Annotated in this window: 1 protein-coding gene (running past one end of the window); it reads left to right on the top strand. The window is 47.7% G+C overall.

Features of this window, described 5'->3' with window-relative positions; all coding sequences use genetic code 11:
* Positions 1 to 19796 carry the 3' portion of an amino acid adenylation domain-containing protein gene (locus ACM6JA_RS10360; RefSeq protein WP_414852205.1) on the top strand. It extends 1687 nt beyond the left edge of the window, so only the last 19796 of its 21483 coding nucleotides appear in the window; the start codon falls outside the window, past its left edge; the stop codon is at positions 19794 to 19796.
* Position 19797: the final 1 nt, after the last annotated feature.

Genomic DNA, 19797 nt, shown 5'->3' with positions numbered 1-19797 from the left:
TAGGTATTCTAAAAGCTGGGGCAGCTTATGTTCCATTGGACCCAACCTATTCCACAGAGCGGTTGGCATACATGGTGGAAGACAGCAAGAGCATTTTGGTGCTTACCCAGACTCGCCTTTTGGACAAGGTATCTTCAGCCGCAGGAGAAAATACGAAATGCATCGTGTTAGACAGGGATTGGGAAGAAGTTGAGCAGACAGCCCAGCGACAAAAAACGCTCAACCGGGTAGTAAACCCAACCCATCTAGCTTATGTAATTTATACATCCGGAAGCACAGGGAAGCCCAAAGGGGTCATGGTGAGTCATGAGAGTATCATCAATACCCTCTTTTTCCTTGAATCTCGTTATCCGGTTATGGAGACCGACGTTTATCTGCTCAAAACCAACTATGTGTTTGATGTTTCGTTGTCCGAGCTGTTTGGTTGGTTCGTTGGTAAAGGACGTCTGGTCATTCTTCCGCCACATGGGGAGAAGTCTCCAGAAATGTTAGCGGAATCTATCGTGAAGCATCGGGTGACTCATGTCAATTTTGTTCCAGCGATGCTGAATGTCTTCGTCAACGGCGTTGTAGCGAATCAGCCATTTCTACAGCATTGTCCTCTAAAATATGTGATGGTTGCGGGCGAAGCCTTTCCAAAAGAGTTGGTGAAAAAGACGGTTGCCACTTTTCAAAAGGCGAAGATCGAAAATATTTACGGACCAACAGAAGCCTCTATTTATGCGGCATGGTTCTCCTGCTCTGAAAATGAACTGGTCAGCAGCAATACACCGATTGGTAAACCTGTTTCAAATACACAACTTTACATCGTTGATCGCCATATGAATCCTGTGCCAGTTGGTGTTCCAGGAGAGCTTTGTATTGCAGGAAAAGGCTTGGCTCGCGGGTATTTGAATCGCCCAAAGCTTACCGCAGAGAAGTTTGTTGATAACCCGTTTACACCGGGAACCGAGCTGTACAAAACAGGTGATTTAACACGTTGGCTCCCTGATGGAACGATTGAGTATTTAGGCCGAATCGATCATCAAGTAAAAATTCGAGGCTTTCGAATTGAATTGGGTGAGATCGAGAGCCAACTAATGGCTCATCCACAGATCCAAAGCGTTGTCGTGTTGGTGAAAGAAGAGGGAGATCATAAACGGTTGGTTGCTTATTATGTTCCAAAAGCAGGTGCGAACCATGAACGGCTTGAGCCGTCAAAATTACGGGATTATTTGAGAAAGAATTTGCCAGAGTATATGCTCCCGGCATTTTTTGTTTCCATGGATAAAATACCGTTAACCGCTAATGGAAAAGTGGATCGCACAGAGCTGCTGAATCAAAAGCTTGTGGTAACAAAGGAAAAGAAGCAGAGCCTCCCGCAATCTGATATTGAGCAAAGAACTTTGAAAATTTGGCAGGATGTCCTGAATGTAGAGGGGATCAGTACAGAAGATGGCTTTTTCGATGTGGGCGGAGACTCGATTCTCGCTACCATGGTTGTAGCCAAAATGACGGAAGAGTTTCAGTGCGATCTAAATGTGACCACTCTGTTTAAGTACGTCAATATTCGAGAAATTAGCGAATATATCGCGGCAAGGAAAGAGAATGAATCGGATGAGCAGATGGATTTTGTCAATCTGAACCAAGCAACGGCGTATAGCGAAGGACAAGTGGAGAAGACTTATCCTGAATACTATGAGGATAGCATCGCGATTATTGGAATCTCCTGCCACTTCCCAGGAGCGAAAAATCATAGAGAGTTTTGGGAGAATTTACGAAACGGCATAGAAAGTGTACGTTTCTTTGCTGATGAGGAAATAGATCAATTACACCTGCCTGATGAATACTTACAGAATCCGAATTTTATTCCGGTGCAGTCCACCATAGAAGGAAAGGATCACTTCGATCCAGGATTCTTTCACCTTTCAGCCAGAGACGCGGAATTTATGGACCCGCAGTTTCGACTGTTATTGTCCCATTCATGGAAAGCATTGGAGGATGCAGGGTATACACCGAAACAGGTTCCACAGACGGGTGTATTTATGTCGGCGAGCAATAGTTATTATCAAGCACTCTTGCCGCATTTCACCAAGGAATCACCGAATGTCATGAAAGACCCCAATGAATATGTCTCGTGGGTTTTAGCACAAGGTGGAACTATTCCAACGATGATTTCTCATAAAATGGGGCTGAAGGGGCCGAGCTTTGCCGTCCATTCCAATTGCTCTTCCTCGCTGGTTGGCTTGCATCTGGCTTATCGTAGCCTGCAATCGGGAGAATCGAAAGTGGCTTTAGTAGGGGGCGCAACTATTTTCCCTACGACTTATACAGGATATGTCTATCAAGCTGGTTTAAACTTTTCCAGTGATGGTCACTGCAAGACATTCGACGCGTCAGCAGACGGCATGGTCGGTGGAGAAGGAGTCAGCGTGGTTGTCCTCAAAAAAGCTTCCGATGCTATCAAGGACGGCGATCATATTTATGCCCTCATGAGGGGAATTCGCATCAACAATGATGGGGCAGATAAAGTCGGATTTTATGCGCCAAGTATAAAAGGTCAGGCTGAGGTGATTCAGCAAGTATTAGATGACACCAAGGTTCATCCTGAAACAATTAGCTATATCGAAGCGCATGGAACGGGTACTTATTTAGGCGATCCGATAGAATTTGCGGCGCTCAATGAAGTGTATACAAAATACACAACCAATAAACAGTACTGCGGACTTGGATCGGTGAAAACCAATATTGGACATCTCGATACAGCCGCAGGGTTAGCGGGTTGTATCAAAGTAGCACTAAGCTTATACCATAATGAAATTCCTCCATCACTAAACTATGAAAAGCCGAATCCGAATATCAATTTGGATCAGTCGCCGTTTTATGTGGTTGATACGCTCAAAAAATGGGAGGATGCGGCTGTTCCCCGCAGAGCGGCGTTAAGTTCATTTGGTCTTGGCGGGACGAATGCTCATGCCATTTTTGAACAATGGAAGGTCGGGGCAGAAGAAGCTAAGCGTGTTAGCGTGAGTGATGATAACAACCATCGCGTTTATTTCGTGCCGTTATCAGCCAAAAACGATGATCGTGTTCTAGCGTATGCCCAGCAACTCGTTGATTTCCTTAGAGATAATCAGGAACGAGTCCATATAGCAGATTTGGCCTATACTCTCCAAGTAGGAAGAGAAGCGATGGAGAGCAGGGCTATTTTTATTGTCAAAGGTACAGGGGAACTCATTCAAAAGCTGGATGAGTTTTTGAGTGGTGCCGAACAAACAGCGGGTAGCTTTAAAGGGAACGTAAGGCAAGCAAGCCACGAAGTTTCTCTATTGAAAAAGAATGGGTCTAATCGTGATTTATTCACCAAGCTGTTTGCAGAAGGCAATGGAGAAAAAGCAGTCGAGTTGTGGAGCAAGGGTCTAGATATCGAGTGGGAAGTCCTGTACAGCGATGCAAAACCGCGTCGTATCAGCCTGCCTACCTATCCATTTGCTGAGGAGTCCTATGGGGTTCCTGAGAATGTGTACAAGGAGTCGGTAGCGGCTTCTGTACAGATTTCACCAATCTCTTCAGCAACTCCAATGACAGAAACGCTTCTTCTCCAACCGTGCTGGAACGAACAGGAGATCAACCAAAAAGCTGGTTCACCTGCTTTTGCAGAGCATCTCGTGATCCTTTGTGAATGGACAGAGAAATTCCAAGAGCGTATCGAATCCGAAATGAATGGAGTGCGCTGCCTGGTTTTACAACCACAATCACAGCAGGAAAGTATCGCAGAACGGTTCCATGCCTACACCGTCCAGGTATTCACGGAAATCCAGCGAATCCTTGCCAATAAACCAAAGGGAAAAGTTCTGCTTCAGCTTGTTGTCCCTGACAAAGAGGAACAGCAATGCTTCTCTGCTCTCGCTGGTTTACTGAAAACGGCTCAATTGGAGAATCCCAAGCTGATTGGACAGCTCATTGAAGTGCATGCAGAGGACAATCCGGCGGGATTGGTCCATAAGCTGCAACAAAACAGCAACGATGAGAAAAGTAAGCACATTCGTTATCAGGATGGCAAACGATGGGTGAGCGGTTGGACAGAAATGAATTTTTCTGGGCAAGCGGAGCATGTATGGAAAGATGATGGGGTTTATCTGATTACTGGCGGTGCTGGCGGATTAGGCTTGATTTTTACCAAGGAAATCGCTCTGAGAACGAAGGGAGCGACAGTGATTATCACGGGTCGTTCTTCCTTGGATGAAGAAAAGACAGCCAAATGCAGCGAATTGAAAGCATTAGGAGCCAATATTCAATATCGCCAAGCTGATATCACACAAAAGCAGGCGGTAGAAGACTTATTCCAAACCATCAAGCAAGAGTTTGGCAGCCTCACAGGCATCATTCATGGTGCGGGTGTCATTCGTGACAGCTTTATCATTAGAAAAACAGCAGATGAACTGGAACAAGTGCTGGCGCCGAAAGTTTCTGGACTGGTGCATCTCGATGAGGCAAGCAAGGATATGGCGCTTGACTTCTTTATTCTCTTCTCCTCTGGGGTGGGGTGCTTCGGGAATGCAGGGCAAGCCGATTATGCTACTGCCAATGCCTTTATGGATCAATACGCCAAGTATCGCCGTGGTTTGGTGAAAGCAGGCGAACGCCAGGGCCAAACACTCTCCATCAATTGGCCGCTGTGGAAAGATGGCGGTATGCGTATTGATGAAGCGACAGAGAAGATCATGGAGGCCAGAGGCATGATCGCGATGCCGACTGCAAGCGGCATGCAGGCACTGTATCAAGGGGTGGCTTCCGGCTCTGTGCAGATGCTGGTTATCGAAGGCAATCTGCCTACACTCAAGGAACACTTGTTAGGTACTCCTACCGTGTCACAGTTCGATTCCACACCGATACAGGATGCGAAGCTATCGGTCGATGCAGGCGTGTTAAAAGAGAAAACGCTCTATCAGCTAAAAGTGATGTTCGGTCAAGAGACGAGACTTGGAGCAAGTAAAATCGCTGTCGATGAACCGTTCGAAACATACGGAATCGATTCGATTATGGTGATCCAGCTAAATAAAAAGCTAGGTGATGTCTTTAGCGAATTGTCCAAGACCATCCTGTATGAATACCAGACTCTTAACACCCTTGTAGATTATCTCGTCGCTGATTACATGTCAGAATGCATGATGTGGACGGGGCTTGATCGTCAGGGTGCGGTCAATCGCGGATCATCAACACCAGTGGCGCGTAGCGAACGTGAAACAGCCAGCCATGAACCGACTCGCAGTGTAGCCGTGCAATCAGGAAATGAGATAGCGCGGGAGCCGATTGCGATTATCGGCATGAGCGGACGCTATCCAAAAGCGCGATCGTTGAACGAGTACTGGGAGAATCTGAAGTCTGGAAAGGATTGCATTACAGAAATTCCGGAAGGACGCTGGTCACTGGATGGCTTTTTCGAACCTGATCCAGACAAGGCTGTGGCAGAAGGAAAAAGCTATGGCAAATGGGGCGGCTTTGTAGACGGATTCGCTGACTTTGATCCCCTCTTTTTCAATATGTCACCGTGGGAAGCGATGCATTTTGATCCACAGGAACGGTTGTTTATGGAGTCTTGCTGGGAAGTGTTGGAGGACGCAGGTTATACGAGACAACAGCTTGCAGAAAAGTACAATCGACGAGTCGGAGTGTTTGGAGGGATCACAAAAACCGGCTTCAGCCTGTATGGACCTGATTTATGGAAGCAGGGTGAATTGATTTACCCGCACACATCGTTTAGCTCACTGACGAATCGTGTTTCCTATTTCCTCAACCTCCAAGGTCCGAGTATGCCGATTGATACGATGTGCTCCGCTTCGCTCACAGCGATTCATGAAGCGTGCGAGCATCTATATAACGGGGATTGTGAACTGGCGATTGCCGGCGGAGTCAACCTGTATCTGCATCCATCCAGCTATGTCTTTTTGTCAGCGTTGCATATGCTTTCCGTAGATGGACAATGCAAAAGCTTTGGGCAAGGAGGAAACGGTTTTGTACCGGGGGAAGGCGTAGGTACAGTACTGCTCAAACCACTGTCAAAAGCCATTGCGGATGGCGACCATATCTATGGGTTGATTCGTGGAACCAGCGTGAATCACGGCGGAAAAACCAATGGCTATACCGTACCGAATCCAACTGCTCAAGGAGAGCTGATTCGCCAGGCACTGGATAAGGCAGGCGTTCATGCCAAAACCGTAAGCTATATAGAAGCGCACGGAACAGGCACGGAGCTCGGTGATCCGATTGAAATTACGGGTCTCATCCAGGCCTTCCGCAAGGATACGCAGGATACGGGATACTGTGCGATTGGTTCCGTTAAATCCAATATTGGTCACTTGGAAGCGGCGGCTGGAATAGCAGGAGTGGCAAAAATTTTGCTGCAAATGAAGCATCAACAGCTGGTCCCAAGTCTGCATGCGAAAGAGTTGAATCCGAATATTCCTTTTTCGAAAACGCCTTTTGTCGTTCAGCAGGATTTGGCTGAATGGAAGCGACCGTTAATGGAAGTGAATGGGGAAAGGAGAGAATTTCCGAGAATTGCCGGGATTTCTTCTTTCGGTGCAGGAGGGGCCAATGCACACGTCGTGATTGAGGAATACATTCCAGAGGTCAAGGAACGCCCGTCGATCACGGTCAGTCCGCAAAATCCGGCGATCATCGTCCTGTCGGCAAAAAATAAGGAGCGTCTCATCGAACAAGTGCAAAGACTGTTAGCGTCGATTGAGGAGCAATCATTTACAGATGTAAATCTGGCAGAGATTGCGTATACGCTTCAAGTGGGACGCGAGGCAATGGAAGAACGCCTGGCCCTGCTGACGAGCTCGCTTTCAGAACTTGTGGAGAAGCTGCGTAGCTTTCTTTCAGGTGATGACAGCATTGCCGACCTCTATCGCGGTCAGGTAAAACGCGGCAGAGAAACAGCAGACATCTTCGCAGGCGATGAGGAATTGCAAGAAGCGATTGAAAAATGGATACAGCGTAAAAAATTCTCTAAGCTTCTCGATTTCTGGGTGAAGGGCTTGAATTTTGACTGGAATAAGCTTTATGACGAAAACAAACCTCGTCGGATCAGCTTGCCTGCGTATCCTTTTGCCAGAGAGCATTACTGGCTGCCAAAAGCGAAGACACAGCCGTCAACTAACACACAAGGTACGCTTGGTCTGACTGCTTCCCTGCATCCTTTGTTGCACCAAAATACTTCGGATCTCAGTGAGCAAAGATTCAGCTCTACTTTTGATGGTCAGGAATTCTTTTTATCGGATCATGTTGTAAAAGGAAAAAGAATCCTGCCAGGGGTTGCTTATCTTGAGATGGCTCGAGCTGCTGCGGATCTAGCAGTGGGAGCGTTGGAAGACGAGCAATACGTGATGGAGCTGAAAAATGTTGTATGGGCGCAACCGATAGTGGTGGAAGACAAGCCTGTTCAGGTACACATCGGCATTTATCCTGAGGATAACGGCGACCTTCGCTATGAAATATACAGCGAATCGCAAGCAGAACAGGCTGAATCGGTAGTACACAGTCAAGGAAGTGTGGTGTTTGCAGCGATCACTGCTGCACCCACGCATAATCTCGATGCGATCAAAGCCCAATGCAGCTATCGCACGCTTCATGCAAGTCAGTGCTATGAAGCCTTTCAAACAATGGGACTTGTCTATGGTCCAGCCCATCAAGGAATGGAGCAAGTGTACGTGGGAGAAGGACAAGTATTGGCCAAGTTAGCCATGCCTTCCAAGGTTGCCGAGACGCAAGGAGAATTCGTCTTGCATCCGAGCATGCTAGATTCGGCCTTACAATCTTCTATCGGATTACTGCTTGGCGCAGGCGATACAGCGATTCTGAAGCCAATCCTGCCTTTTGCACTGGAAAAGCTGAGCATTTTTAGCCAGACTTCCTCCCAGATGTGGGTATGGATTCGACAGGCTGACGGCAATAGGATGGGAGACAAGGTACAGAAAGTAGATATTGATTTGTGTGACGGCCAAGGAACGGTTTGCGTGCGTATGCAGGGATTCTCCGCACGAGTGCTGGAAGGTGAAGTAGAGACGCTGGATTCCAAAGGAAAACTCGGAACACTGCTGGTTCATCCTGAGTGGAAGGAACAAGCGGTTGTGAGCAACGCCGAAGCACCTGACTATACACAGAGAGTCGTGATGATGGTTGAACCGTATCGCGTTTCTTGGAACAATCTCCAAGCCTACTTGAACGGAGTCCATTGCATTCCTTTGCGATCCGCACAAGAAGGCATTGCCGAGCGTTTCATTGATTATACGACGCAGATTTTAGAGGAAATTCAAGAGATTTTCAAGCAAAAAGTACGCGGCAAGATATTGGTTCAGATTGTCGTTCCCTTGCGAGCAGAACAGCCGTTTTTCACCGCTTTCTCTGGATTGCTGAAAACGGCGAAATTGGAGAATCCCAACCTGATTGGACAGGTAATAGAGATAGAATCAGGCGACGACGAATTCGAGATTGCTGAAAAAATTAACGAGAATGTACGCTGCCCATTGGACGTTCAGATTCGATATCAATCTGGAAAGAGATTTGTGGCTGAGTGGGTAGAACTGGATGCTCTACAAGAAGCGAGCATTCCGTGGAAAGACGGTGGGGTTTATCTCATCACTGGCGGGGCAGGCGGACTGGGTTATATTTTTGCCAACGAACTTGTACAAAAGGTTCAACATGCGAACCTGATTCTGACAGGACGTTCCCCATTGGATCAAGAGAAGCAAGGTAAACTCCGGCAATTGAAAGAATCGGGAGCAAGAGTTGAATACCGCCAAGTTGATGTGACGCAGAAACAAGAAATGGCAGATTTGATTCGCACGATTCAACAGGACTATGGACATCTTCATGGCATTATTCATAGTGCTGGCGTGCTTCGTGACAGTTATATCCTCAAGAAAAACAGGGAGGAAGTTCAAACGGTTCAGGGTCCAAAGGTTACGGGTCTCATCAATCTGGATGAAGCCAGCAAAGATGTAGAACTGGATTTCCTAGTACTGTTTTCTTCGGTGGCAGGCAGCTTGGGGAATATCGGACAAGCTGACTATGCTTGCGCCAACGCCTTTATGGACAGATTCGCCCACTATCGCAATGGATTGGTTGCATTAAAGCAACGACACGGACAGACATTGTCCATGAATTGGCCGTTGTGGAAAGAGGGCGGAATGCAGGCTGACGCAGAGGCTGGTGACATGTTGAAGCATAGCATGGGAGTAGTCGCTATGCAGACTTCAACGGGTATTGCAGCTATGTACCAAGGCTTAGCCTCCGGAAAAGCTCAGGTTATGGTGATGGAAGGCGATCTGGCTAAGCTCAAGCAAACACTGTTTTTGCAAACACCAGCCAACAGTTCTCAATCCAAGCATGTTCCTGTCCGATCGGAAGCTTCGGTAACGGTGGATGCCAGCAACTTGTTGCAAAAAGTGGAGCTTGCTTTGATGCAAACCGTGTCAGAGCTGCTTCAGGTTCCTACCACGGATATTGATGGCAAAGTAGAGCTGTCTGAACTCGGATTTAATCAGGTTCTCCTGACTGAATTCACGAACAAGCTTTGTCAGCAATATCACATCGGGCTGACTCCGACTGTATTCGTGGAGTGTCCGACGCTTCAGCAGCTTGCATCCTATTTACTGGAAGAATTTGAAGACATGCTGGTCAAACAGATGCAGCCAGTGGCATCGATCACACCAACCAAGGTAGAGCAAAATGAAAAACAAGCGACCATCTCTGTGGAACAAAATGTCCTCCACGAGAAAGCGACTCGTTTTGTTAAAAAGGAATTTGCCGAGGTTCTGCAACTGCCCGTGAATCGAATCGAAGAAGACGCCTCGATGGAGACATACGGAATTGATTCGATTCTATCCATGAAATTAACCAACCAATTAGAGAAAAGCTTTGGCTCACTGCCGAAAACGTTATTTTTTGAGTATCAAACGATTCAAGAATTGATTGGATATTTCTTGGACTCCTATCGAGACAAATTCATTGAGATCTTGGGTCTGAAGGAACAGCAGCGGCAGGAAACAGTTGTTTTCCAAGAAACAGCATCCGTTACAAAAGAAGAAAACACGTCGAAAAGGCAAAGGAACAGCCATCGCGGAAGAAGTCGCAAAGGCTCGCGGTTCATTTCGACACAGAAGGAAACCCAACCAGCTAAAGGAGCTTTGGATGTTGCGATCATTGGGGTTTCTGGACGTTATCCGAAAGCGCGGAATACGCAAGAGTTCTGGAACAATCTGCGCGATGGCAAGGATTGCATTACGGAGATCCCCAAAGAGCGCTGGAACCACAGTCTGTATTTTGATGAGGATAAGAACAAACGGGGGAAAACCTATAGCAAATGGGGCGGATTCATAGACGGTGTTGATCAATTCGATCCGCTGTTCTTCAACATCTCGCCTCTGGAAGCAGAAATCATGGACCCGCAGGAACGTTTATTCCTGGAGTGTGTGTATGAAACCTTAGAGGATGCAGGCTATACCCGTGAATCTCTCGGATCGTCCCAAGGCTTCGGACTTGGCGGTAATGTCGGTGTTTATGTGGGCATCATGTATGAAGAGTATCAACTGTATGGCGCACAAGAAACCATGATGGGCAGACCAATGGCCCTTGGCGGAAGCTTCTCATCTGTAGCGAACCGGGTTTCTTATTTCTTTGATTTCCATGGTCCTAGCGTAGCGGTTGACACCATGTGTTCCTCTTCTCTAACCGGCATCCATTTTGCCTGCCAAAGCTTGCAGCGCGGTGAATGCGAGGTTGCGATTGCGGGTGGTGTCAATGTTTCCATTCATCCGAATAAATATTTGATGCTCGGACAGGGAAAATTTGCTTCCAGCAAGGGACGATGCGAAAGCTTTGGGCTTGGCGGCGACGGCTATGTGCCTGGAGAGGGTGTCGGAGCGGTGCTGCTTAAACCCCTGGCGAAAGCAATCGCAGATGGAGATCAAATTTACGGTGTGATTAAAGGAAGTGCCATTAACCATGGCGGCAAAACAAATGGCTATACCGTACCTAACCCGAATGCACAAGCGAGCGTAATCGGTCGTGCCTTGAAGGAGGCAGGAATTGATCCACGGACGATTAGTTATTTGGAAGCGCACGGTACAGGTACTTCTTTAGGAGATCCCATAGAGATCGCGGGATTGACCAAAGCCTTCCAAGCGTACACAACAGACAAGCAGTTCTGTTCAATCGGATCAGCGAAGTCCAATATCGGGCATTGTGAGAGTGCAGCGGGAATTGCCGGAATTACGAAGATCCTGTTGCAGTTCAAACACGGACAACTAGCGCCATCCTTGCATGCGGAGGTGCTAAACCCGAATATTGATTTCAGCACGACTCCGTTTGTCGTACAGCAAGAGCTGGCGGAGTGGAAACGTCCTGTCATTGACGGTCAGGAATTTCCAAGACGCTCCGGTGTGAGTAGCTTTGGTGCGGGTGGCTCGAATGCTCATATCGTTTTGGAAGAGTACATTCCAGACGATGAGAAACATCCAGCTATCCAAGTAAGTCACGCGAATCCAGCGATCATTCTCCTGTCAGCGAAGAATGAAAGCCAGCTCCACGAACAGGCACATCGTTTGTTAGCTGCGATCAAGGATCAGACCATTTCTGACATGGACTTAGCAGCTATTGCTTACACGCTTCAAATTGGGCGAGAAGCCATGGAAGAGCGTCTGGCTGTGATGACCAGCTCCATTCAAGACCTTCAGGAAAAGCTGATGCAATTTGTAGATGGACAGGAAGGCGTCAGTGACGTATTCCGAGGACAGGTGAAAGGCAACAAAAAGACGATTGCGGTGTTTGAAGCGGATGAAGATTTGAAACAGGCAATCGATGCGTGGATAAGCAAAAGAAAATACGCCAAGTTGCTTGATCTGTGGGTAAGTGGAGGCGTGGTTGATTGGCAAAAGCTCTACGGGGTGAAGAAACCTCGTCGCATTAGCTTGCCTACGTATCCGTTTGCAAGGGAACGTTATTGGATTCCTCAGATGGAGACGCAATTCGCGAGAGAAGTTGCAGCCGCATCAGAAGGGACGCTCTTCCTTCACCCATTGCTCCAGAAAAACACGTCTGAATTGTTGGAACAGCGGTATAGTTCCACCTTTCGTGGACAGGAGTTTTTCTTGGCAGATCATGTTGTGAATGGACAGCAGCTCTTACCGGGTGTTGCCTATCTCGAAATGGCACGCGAAGCAATCGAGCAGTCAGCGGGAGCCTTGAAAGAAGGGCAAAATGGCATAACGCTCAAAAATATTGTGTGGGCCAAGCCAATTACTGTCGATGATCAGCCTGTCGATGTTCACATTGGTCTTCAGCTGGAAGACAGCGGAGAGATTGGCTATCGAATCTACAGTCAGCATTCAGGAAATGAAGCAGAAGAGATTGTGCATAGTCAGGGAAGTGCCGTATTCCATAAGGTTGCCGAGACGCCAACGCTTGATCTCGCTATGTTACAAGCCGCGTGTAGCCATAGTATCTTGAGTGGCAGCCAATGCTATGACGGTTATAAAGCAATGGGAATCCATTATGGTCCAGCGCTGCAAGGAATGGAGCAAGTGCATAAGGGCACCGAGCAGGTGTTGGCAAAGCTGTCCTTACCTTTCGCTGTTTTGGGGACAGAAGAACAGTTTGTGCTGCACCCAAGTATGATGGATTCTGCTTTACAGGCGGCGATTGGTTTATTTATGGGGGCAGATGACAGGAGCTTCACTCACCAGCTTGATTCGCTCAAACCAATCTTGCCTTTTGCCCTGGATGAGCTGGAAATCTTCAGTCCATGCACGCCGCAGATGTGGGCGTATATTCGCTACAGTGATGGCAGCAACGCTTCTGATCATGTGCAGAAGCTGGATATTGATTTATGTGACGGGCAAGGAAATGTTTGCGTCAGAATGAAGCGATTTTCGTCTCGTAAGCTGGATGGCAAAGTGGAAGACTTCGAAGCTACAGGGGCACACGAGATGCTGATGGTTCATCCTTGCTGGCAGGAACAGGCAGGTGCTCAGAAAACGGAGACACCTACCTATGCACAGCATATCGTGATGATAGCGGAAGGTTTTGAATCGTCGTTTGCAAGTCTATCAGTACAGATGAACGAAGTGCGCTTGATTCCTTTGCAATCCCACCAAGATGGCATTGCGGACAGGTTCGAGGCCTATGCTTCCCAAGTATTTTTGGAAATCCAAAGCATCTTTCAACAAAAGATACTTGGCAAGGTGTTATTGCAGGTCGTCGTTCCCGACAAATCGGAGCAATCATACGTAAGCGGACTTTCTGGTTTGCTGAAAACAGCTCAGCAGGAGAATCCAAATGTAATCGGCCAATTCATTGAATTAAACCCAGGTGAACATGCGGCTGAAATCGTTAACAAGCTGCAAGAAAATGCCTGCCATCCAATGGACGACCGAATTCGCTATCAAGCGGGTAAACGTTATGTACTGGGCTGGTGCGAAACCAAGCCAATGCATGATGAGGTCGCCATTCCGTGGAGAGATCAAGGAACCTATCTAATTACGGGTGGAGCAGGCGGCTTAGGATTGATTTTCGCAAGGGAAATCGCGAGTCAAGCGAAACAGGCAACCTTAATTCTTACAGGTCGTTCTCCTCTTCGTGAAGATAAACAAGCGATGCTTCATGATTTGCAAAGGTCAGGGGCAAGCGTTCTCTACCGTCAAGTTGATGTGACGGACAAGCAGGAGGTAAACCAGCTCATCCAAAGTATTCAACAGGAATTCGGAGGTCTTCACGGCATCATCCATAGCGCGGGTGTCGTTCGAGATAACTTCATCCTCAAGAAAACGACAGAAGAATGGAGCCAAGTGGTAGCACCAAAAGTTGCCGGCCTTACGAATTTGGATGAGGCAAGTAAAGATCAGCCTCTCGATTTCTTCGTCCTCTTTTCTTCGATAGCAGGAAGTATAGGAAATAGTGGTCAGGCAGACTATGCTTGCGCGAATGCCTTTATGGATGGCTATGCGAAATACCGGAATGAACGGGTGCAGGCAAAGCAACGTCAAGGTCAAACAGTCTCCATCAACTGGCCGCTCTGGAAAGAGGGCGGAATGCAAGTAGATGAAGCGGTTGAGGAGATGGTGAAACAAAGGGTAGGAATCATCGCTTTGCAGACCGCGACGGGTATTCGTGCTTTTTATGAAGCCGTAGCTTCTCGAAAAGATCAGGTGATGGTAATGGAAGGAGATTTACAACGCCTCCACGCAGCAGTGGTGGGAAGACCAAAGACCACAGAACAAGAAGTCAAAGCTTCTCCCGTCATACAACCATCAAGTCATCACTTGCCAAAGGAAAAAGCGATCTATTATTTCAAAAAGCTGGTCTCTTCCGTGATCAAGCTGCCAATAGACCGCATCGAAGCAGATGCCTTGTTGGAAAAGTACGGAATTGACTCGATTATGGTCATGCAATTAACAAATGAATTAGAAAAAACGTTTGGTTCGTTGTCGAAAACATTATTTTTCGAATATCAAACCATCGAAGAAATTGCGAAATACTTCCTGGCATCGCACCGGGATCAAATGATGAGTATCCTTGGTATGGAAGAGAAAGAAGTAACAACGGCATCCCCTGTTAAAAAGTCGAGCGTGGCACCGATCATCAACAACCGCAGGAGCAGAGGCAATGCGTTGAAGGAATCGACGAGAGAAACCAAACCAGCAAACGACGCCTTCGATATTGCAATCATTGGGGTCTCCGGTCGTTATCCGAAAGCGAGAAACATGAATGAGTTCTGGCGTAACCTGCGTGATGGCAAGGATTGTGTCACTGAAATTCCCGAGGAGCGTTGGGATCACAGCCTGTTTTTTGATCCAGATAAGAAAAAGCAAGGAAAAACCTACAGCAAGTGGGGAGGCTTCCTGGACGGTGTAGATCAATTCGACCCGTTATTTTTCAATATCACACCAAGAGAGGCTGAAATCATGGACCCGCAAGAGCGTTTGTTCTTGGAATGCGTCTATGAAACACTAGAGGATGCTGGGTATACTCGCGAATCTCTCGGCTCGACACCTGGCATGGGCCTAGGCGGTAATGTCGGGGTTTATGTCGGAGTCATGTACGAAGAATACCAGCTCTATGGAGCCCAAGAAACGATGCTCGGCAGACCGATGGCGCTGGCAGGAAGTCCAGCTTCCATTGCGAATCGGGTTTCTTATTTCTGCAACTTCCATGGACCTAGCATGGCGGTCGATACGATGTGTTCCTCTTCCCTGACAACTATTCATTTGGCTTGCCAAAGTCTACAGCAAGGCGAATGTGAGGCTGCTATTGCAGGTGGGGTCAATGTATCGATTCACCCTAATAAATACTTGATGCTTGGACAGGGCAAATTCGCATCTAGCAAAGGACGATGCGAAAGCTTTGGTATCGGCGGTGACGGGTATGTACCTGGCGAGGGAGTGGGAGCAGTCCTGCTCAAGCCTCTGGCGAAAGCGATTGCCGATGGAGATCAAATTTATGGCGTGATAAAAGGAACAGCGGTTAACCATGGAGGAAAAACGAATGGATACAATGTACCTAGCCCGAATGCCCAAGCTCGGGTTATTGGACGTGCTTTCCAAAAAGCCGGAATCGATCCGCGGACGATCAGCTATCTGGAAGCACACGGTACGGGGACCTCTTTAGGTGATCCGATTGAAATGACGGGCTTAACGAAGGCTTTCCAAGCGTATACAAATGACAAACAGTTTTGTGCCATTGGATCGGCGAAGTCCAACATCGGGCATTGTGAGAGTGCAGCAGGCATTGCTGGGGTGACGAAGGTCTTATTGCAGCTCAAGCATGGACAATTAGCACCATCCCTGCATGCTGAAGTGCTCAATCCGAATATTGACTTCAGCATGACACCGTTTGTTGTTCAGCAAGAGCTGGCGGAGTGGAAACGTCCTGTCATTGACGGACGGGAAGCTCCACGACGTGCCGGTGTGAGCAGTTTTGGTGCGGGCGGATCGAATGCTCATCTGGTGATTGAAGAATATATTCCCAAAATGCAAGAGCAGCCTACGGTAATGGCAAGTCCGCAAAATCCTGCTTTGATACTCTTATCAGCCAAGAATGAAGAACAGCTACATCAACGGGTACAACGATTGCTTGGAGCCATTGCGGAACAGGGATTGACCGATGCGGATTTAGATGAAATGGCGTATACCCTTCAAGTGGGACGAGAAGCGATGGAAGAACGTTTGGCTGTGATCGCGGGCTCGATGATTGAACTTGAAGAGAAATTGAAGCAATTCATAAGAAGGCAGAAGGACATTGAAGACCTATACCACGGACAGGTAAAACGTCATAAAGACACCATGACAATCTTTGCAGCAGATGATGATATGCCGCAAATGATTGATTCCTGGGTGAACAAAGGCAAATACGGAAAATTGCTGGACGTTTGGGTCAAAGGGCTGAACATTGATTGGAGCAGCTTGTATGGGGAGAGGAAGCCTCGCCGGATTAGTCTTCCAACCTATCCATTTAGCAGAGAAACTTATTGGGTGCCTGGTGGATATACGTCATTTACAGGTGCAGCATCCCTAGCCACATATGAGCAGCATCCCGTTCAGCCAGACATGCGTTTTGTGAAAAAGCAATGGAAGGCTTGCCCAGCGATGCCAACCAAGGAAGCTCATCGAACGATTTGTATTTTCACAACGGATGAAACGAAGCATTTGGCGATTCAACTTTCTAACCATTTTGCTAAGAGTGAAATCCTAGAGCTGAACGAGCTCGAATCACGATTCCATCAGGATGAGATGGCGTGGAAAAACTATGATGGCATCGTAGATTTGGTCGGTTGCGGACATCAGCAAACCGATTCGCTGGTTTGGATTCCATGGCTGCAACAACTTATTGAGAATGGTCATAAGGAAGGCTTGAAGCTATTGGGTGTGACAAAAGGCTTGGAGTCTTACCAGAATGACGCTGTCAATCTGTCGGGTGCCTCACGTGTTGGTTTGTACCGGATGCTACAAAGTGAATATAAACATCTGCAATCACGCCATGTGGATCTAGAGCCATTGGCTGATGGAGAAGAACTTGCGCAACAGATTGCAGCAGAGTTCCTCATTGATGATCAGGAAACAGAGGTTTGCTATCGATCGGGTGAGCGTTATAGCGCCTATCTTCAGGAAGAGATGGTAGCGGACAGTCAGGAGCCAGCGCTTGTTTTCCCTGAGAACCATGTTTTATTGATCACTGGCGGTACACGGGGGCTTGGTTATTTATGCGCCAAGCATTTTGTAGAGCGTTATGGTGTCAAAAAACTGGTGCTCACAGGGCGAGAAAGTCTGCCGCCGCGCGAGCAATGGAGAGCTTATCAGCAGCAAAGCACTTCCGTAGCAAAGAAAATTCAGGCGATACAAGCATTGGAAGCGCAAGGCGTACAGGTTCAAGTCTTATCTGTATCCTTAACCGATGAAGAGGCTTGGCAACAGCATTTGCACGAGTTGAAACAGACGATGGGTCCGATTGGCGGGGTGGTTCATTGCGCTGGTTTTAGCGATGATCAAAATCCTGCGTTTATTCGGAAATCGACGGATGGAATTCAGCGGGTATTACAACCGAAAGTGGCTGGGCTGCATACGCTATACCAAAGCTGCAAGGACGAGCCTTTACAGTTCTTCGTTCTCTTTTCATCTGTTTCGGCAATCATTCCATCCTTGGCTTCGGGCCAGAGTGATTATGCGTTAGCCAATGCCTATATGGATTATTTTGCTTCTGCACATGCTGATTCTTGCCCGATCATGAGCATTCAGTGGCCAAGTTGGAAGGAGACCGGAATCGGGGCAGTTACGACCAAAGCCTATGAACAATCAGGACTGGTACACATCACTGACGAGCAAGGACTGCGATTACTGGATCATATTCTTTTGAAAAAGATGGGTCCCGTTATTTTCCCGGCAGCAATCAACCAAGAGCTGTGGGAACCCCATCAATTGATGCGACACAAAAAGCAAGAAGTTTCTGCTGCGAACCTGTCGTCTCATCGTCCAACAGCAGGCAAGCCGAAGCAAAGCTTAGTGGATCTTGTGAAGACAGCACAAACAAGACTGATTGAGCTGTTTGCGAAGGAGTTGAAAATAGATCCTGCCAGATTGGAGATAGACAAAGAGTTTCCTGACTATGGGATCGATTCGGTGTTACTGGCTCAAGTCATGAATGAGATCAGTAAATGGTTGGGCAAGGACTTGGACCCGACGATTTTATATGAATATCCCACCATCGAAACGCTTGCAGAATGGCTGACCAGCAATCACGGCGATTCCATCGCTGACGATCTGACGCTGACTTCTCCTGAAATGAATGACGATCCGAAGAGTCAGCCCATCCGTAGTGAGACTGTGAAAAGCCGGATGGTGAGTAATCAGGCTACTCCATATAGGGAGGCAAATCCATCTGACATTGCAGTAGTGGGGCTCTCTTGCCGTTTTCCGGGTGCTCGTAACGTGGAAGAATATTGGAAGTTGTTAGCGGAGGGCCGTTCAGCTATTGGTGCTGTACCCAGGGAACGCTGGGGGTATGAAAATTCCTATCATGCAGGACTTCTGGACAACATTACTGCTTTTGATCCTTCATATTTTCTGATAGCAAAAGAAGATGCGAAGGCCATGGACCCGCAAGCCTTATTGGTATTGGAGGAAAGTCTTCATCTATGGCATCAGGCTGGATACACACCGAAGGACATCAAGGGAAAATCGGTAGGCGTCTACATCGGGGCAAGAAGTAATCACCGCCCAAGTGAAGAGCGTCTTCATCAAACACAAAACCCGATTATGACCGTGGGACAAAACTATTTGGCTACAAATATTTCCCAGTACTTCGATCTTAGAGGTCCCAGCATGGTCATCGATACCGCATGCTCTTCGGCGCTGGTCGGGATGAATATGGCGATTCATTCTCTGCGTAATGGCGAGATTGAGGCTGCTATCATCGGTGGGGTTAACGTGTTAAGTGGTGATGAAGCGCATCGGATGTTCCACCAAAGAGGAATTTTAAGCGAAGAGCCAGCCTTCCATATTTTTGACAGGCGTGCGGGCGGCCTCGTATTGGGAGAAGGCGTAGGAATGGTTCTATTAAAGACCGTGGGGCAAGCACTGGCAGATGGTGATGAAATACATGCCGTCATCAAGGGAGTAGCGGTCAACAATGATGGACGAACGGCAGGTCCTGCCACCCCGAATTTGCAAGCCCAAAAAGAGGTTATGCAGTCGGCACTGGCTAAAGCTGGCGTGAAGCCGGAACAAATCAGCTATATTGAAGCGAATGGCTCGGGTTCAGAGGTTACAGATTTACTTGAGCTCAAAGCCATTCAGTCTGTCTATCGCTCATCTCATACGGCCGCTTGCGGATTAGGATCGATCAAGCCAAACATCGGTCATCCATTATGTGCAGAAGGGATTGCCAGTTTGATAAAAGTCGTGCTGATGCTCAAAAACCAACAAGTGGTTCCGTTCCTGTCAGGGCAAGAGCCGATGACCCATTTCCATATGGAGTCAACGCCTTTTTATTTTCAGCGACAGCTTTCTGAATGGATCGATTTGCCCAGAATAGCAGCGATTAATTGTTTTGCAGATGGGGGAACCAACGCCAACGTCGTTTTACAATCCTGGGAGGAGGCAGTCTCACGTCCGAACAAACGACATTCGATTGCACCTCCGACGTTAAACCGATTTGACGTCTACCGTGAAGAGGCAGGTCGTTCAACAGTAACACTGACATATCTGAGTCAGAAACCCAACCATACGACCAGTATTTGGAAGCGACAAATAGTGGAGGGATAAA

Source organism: Brevibacillus sp. IT-7CA2, assembly GCF_949767855.1.
GTDB lineage: Bacteria > Bacillota > Bacilli > Brevibacillales > Brevibacillaceae > Brevibacillus.
The sequence above is the reverse complement of the archived record's forward strand: the minus strand, read 5'-3'. Positions and strand labels throughout refer to the sequence as shown.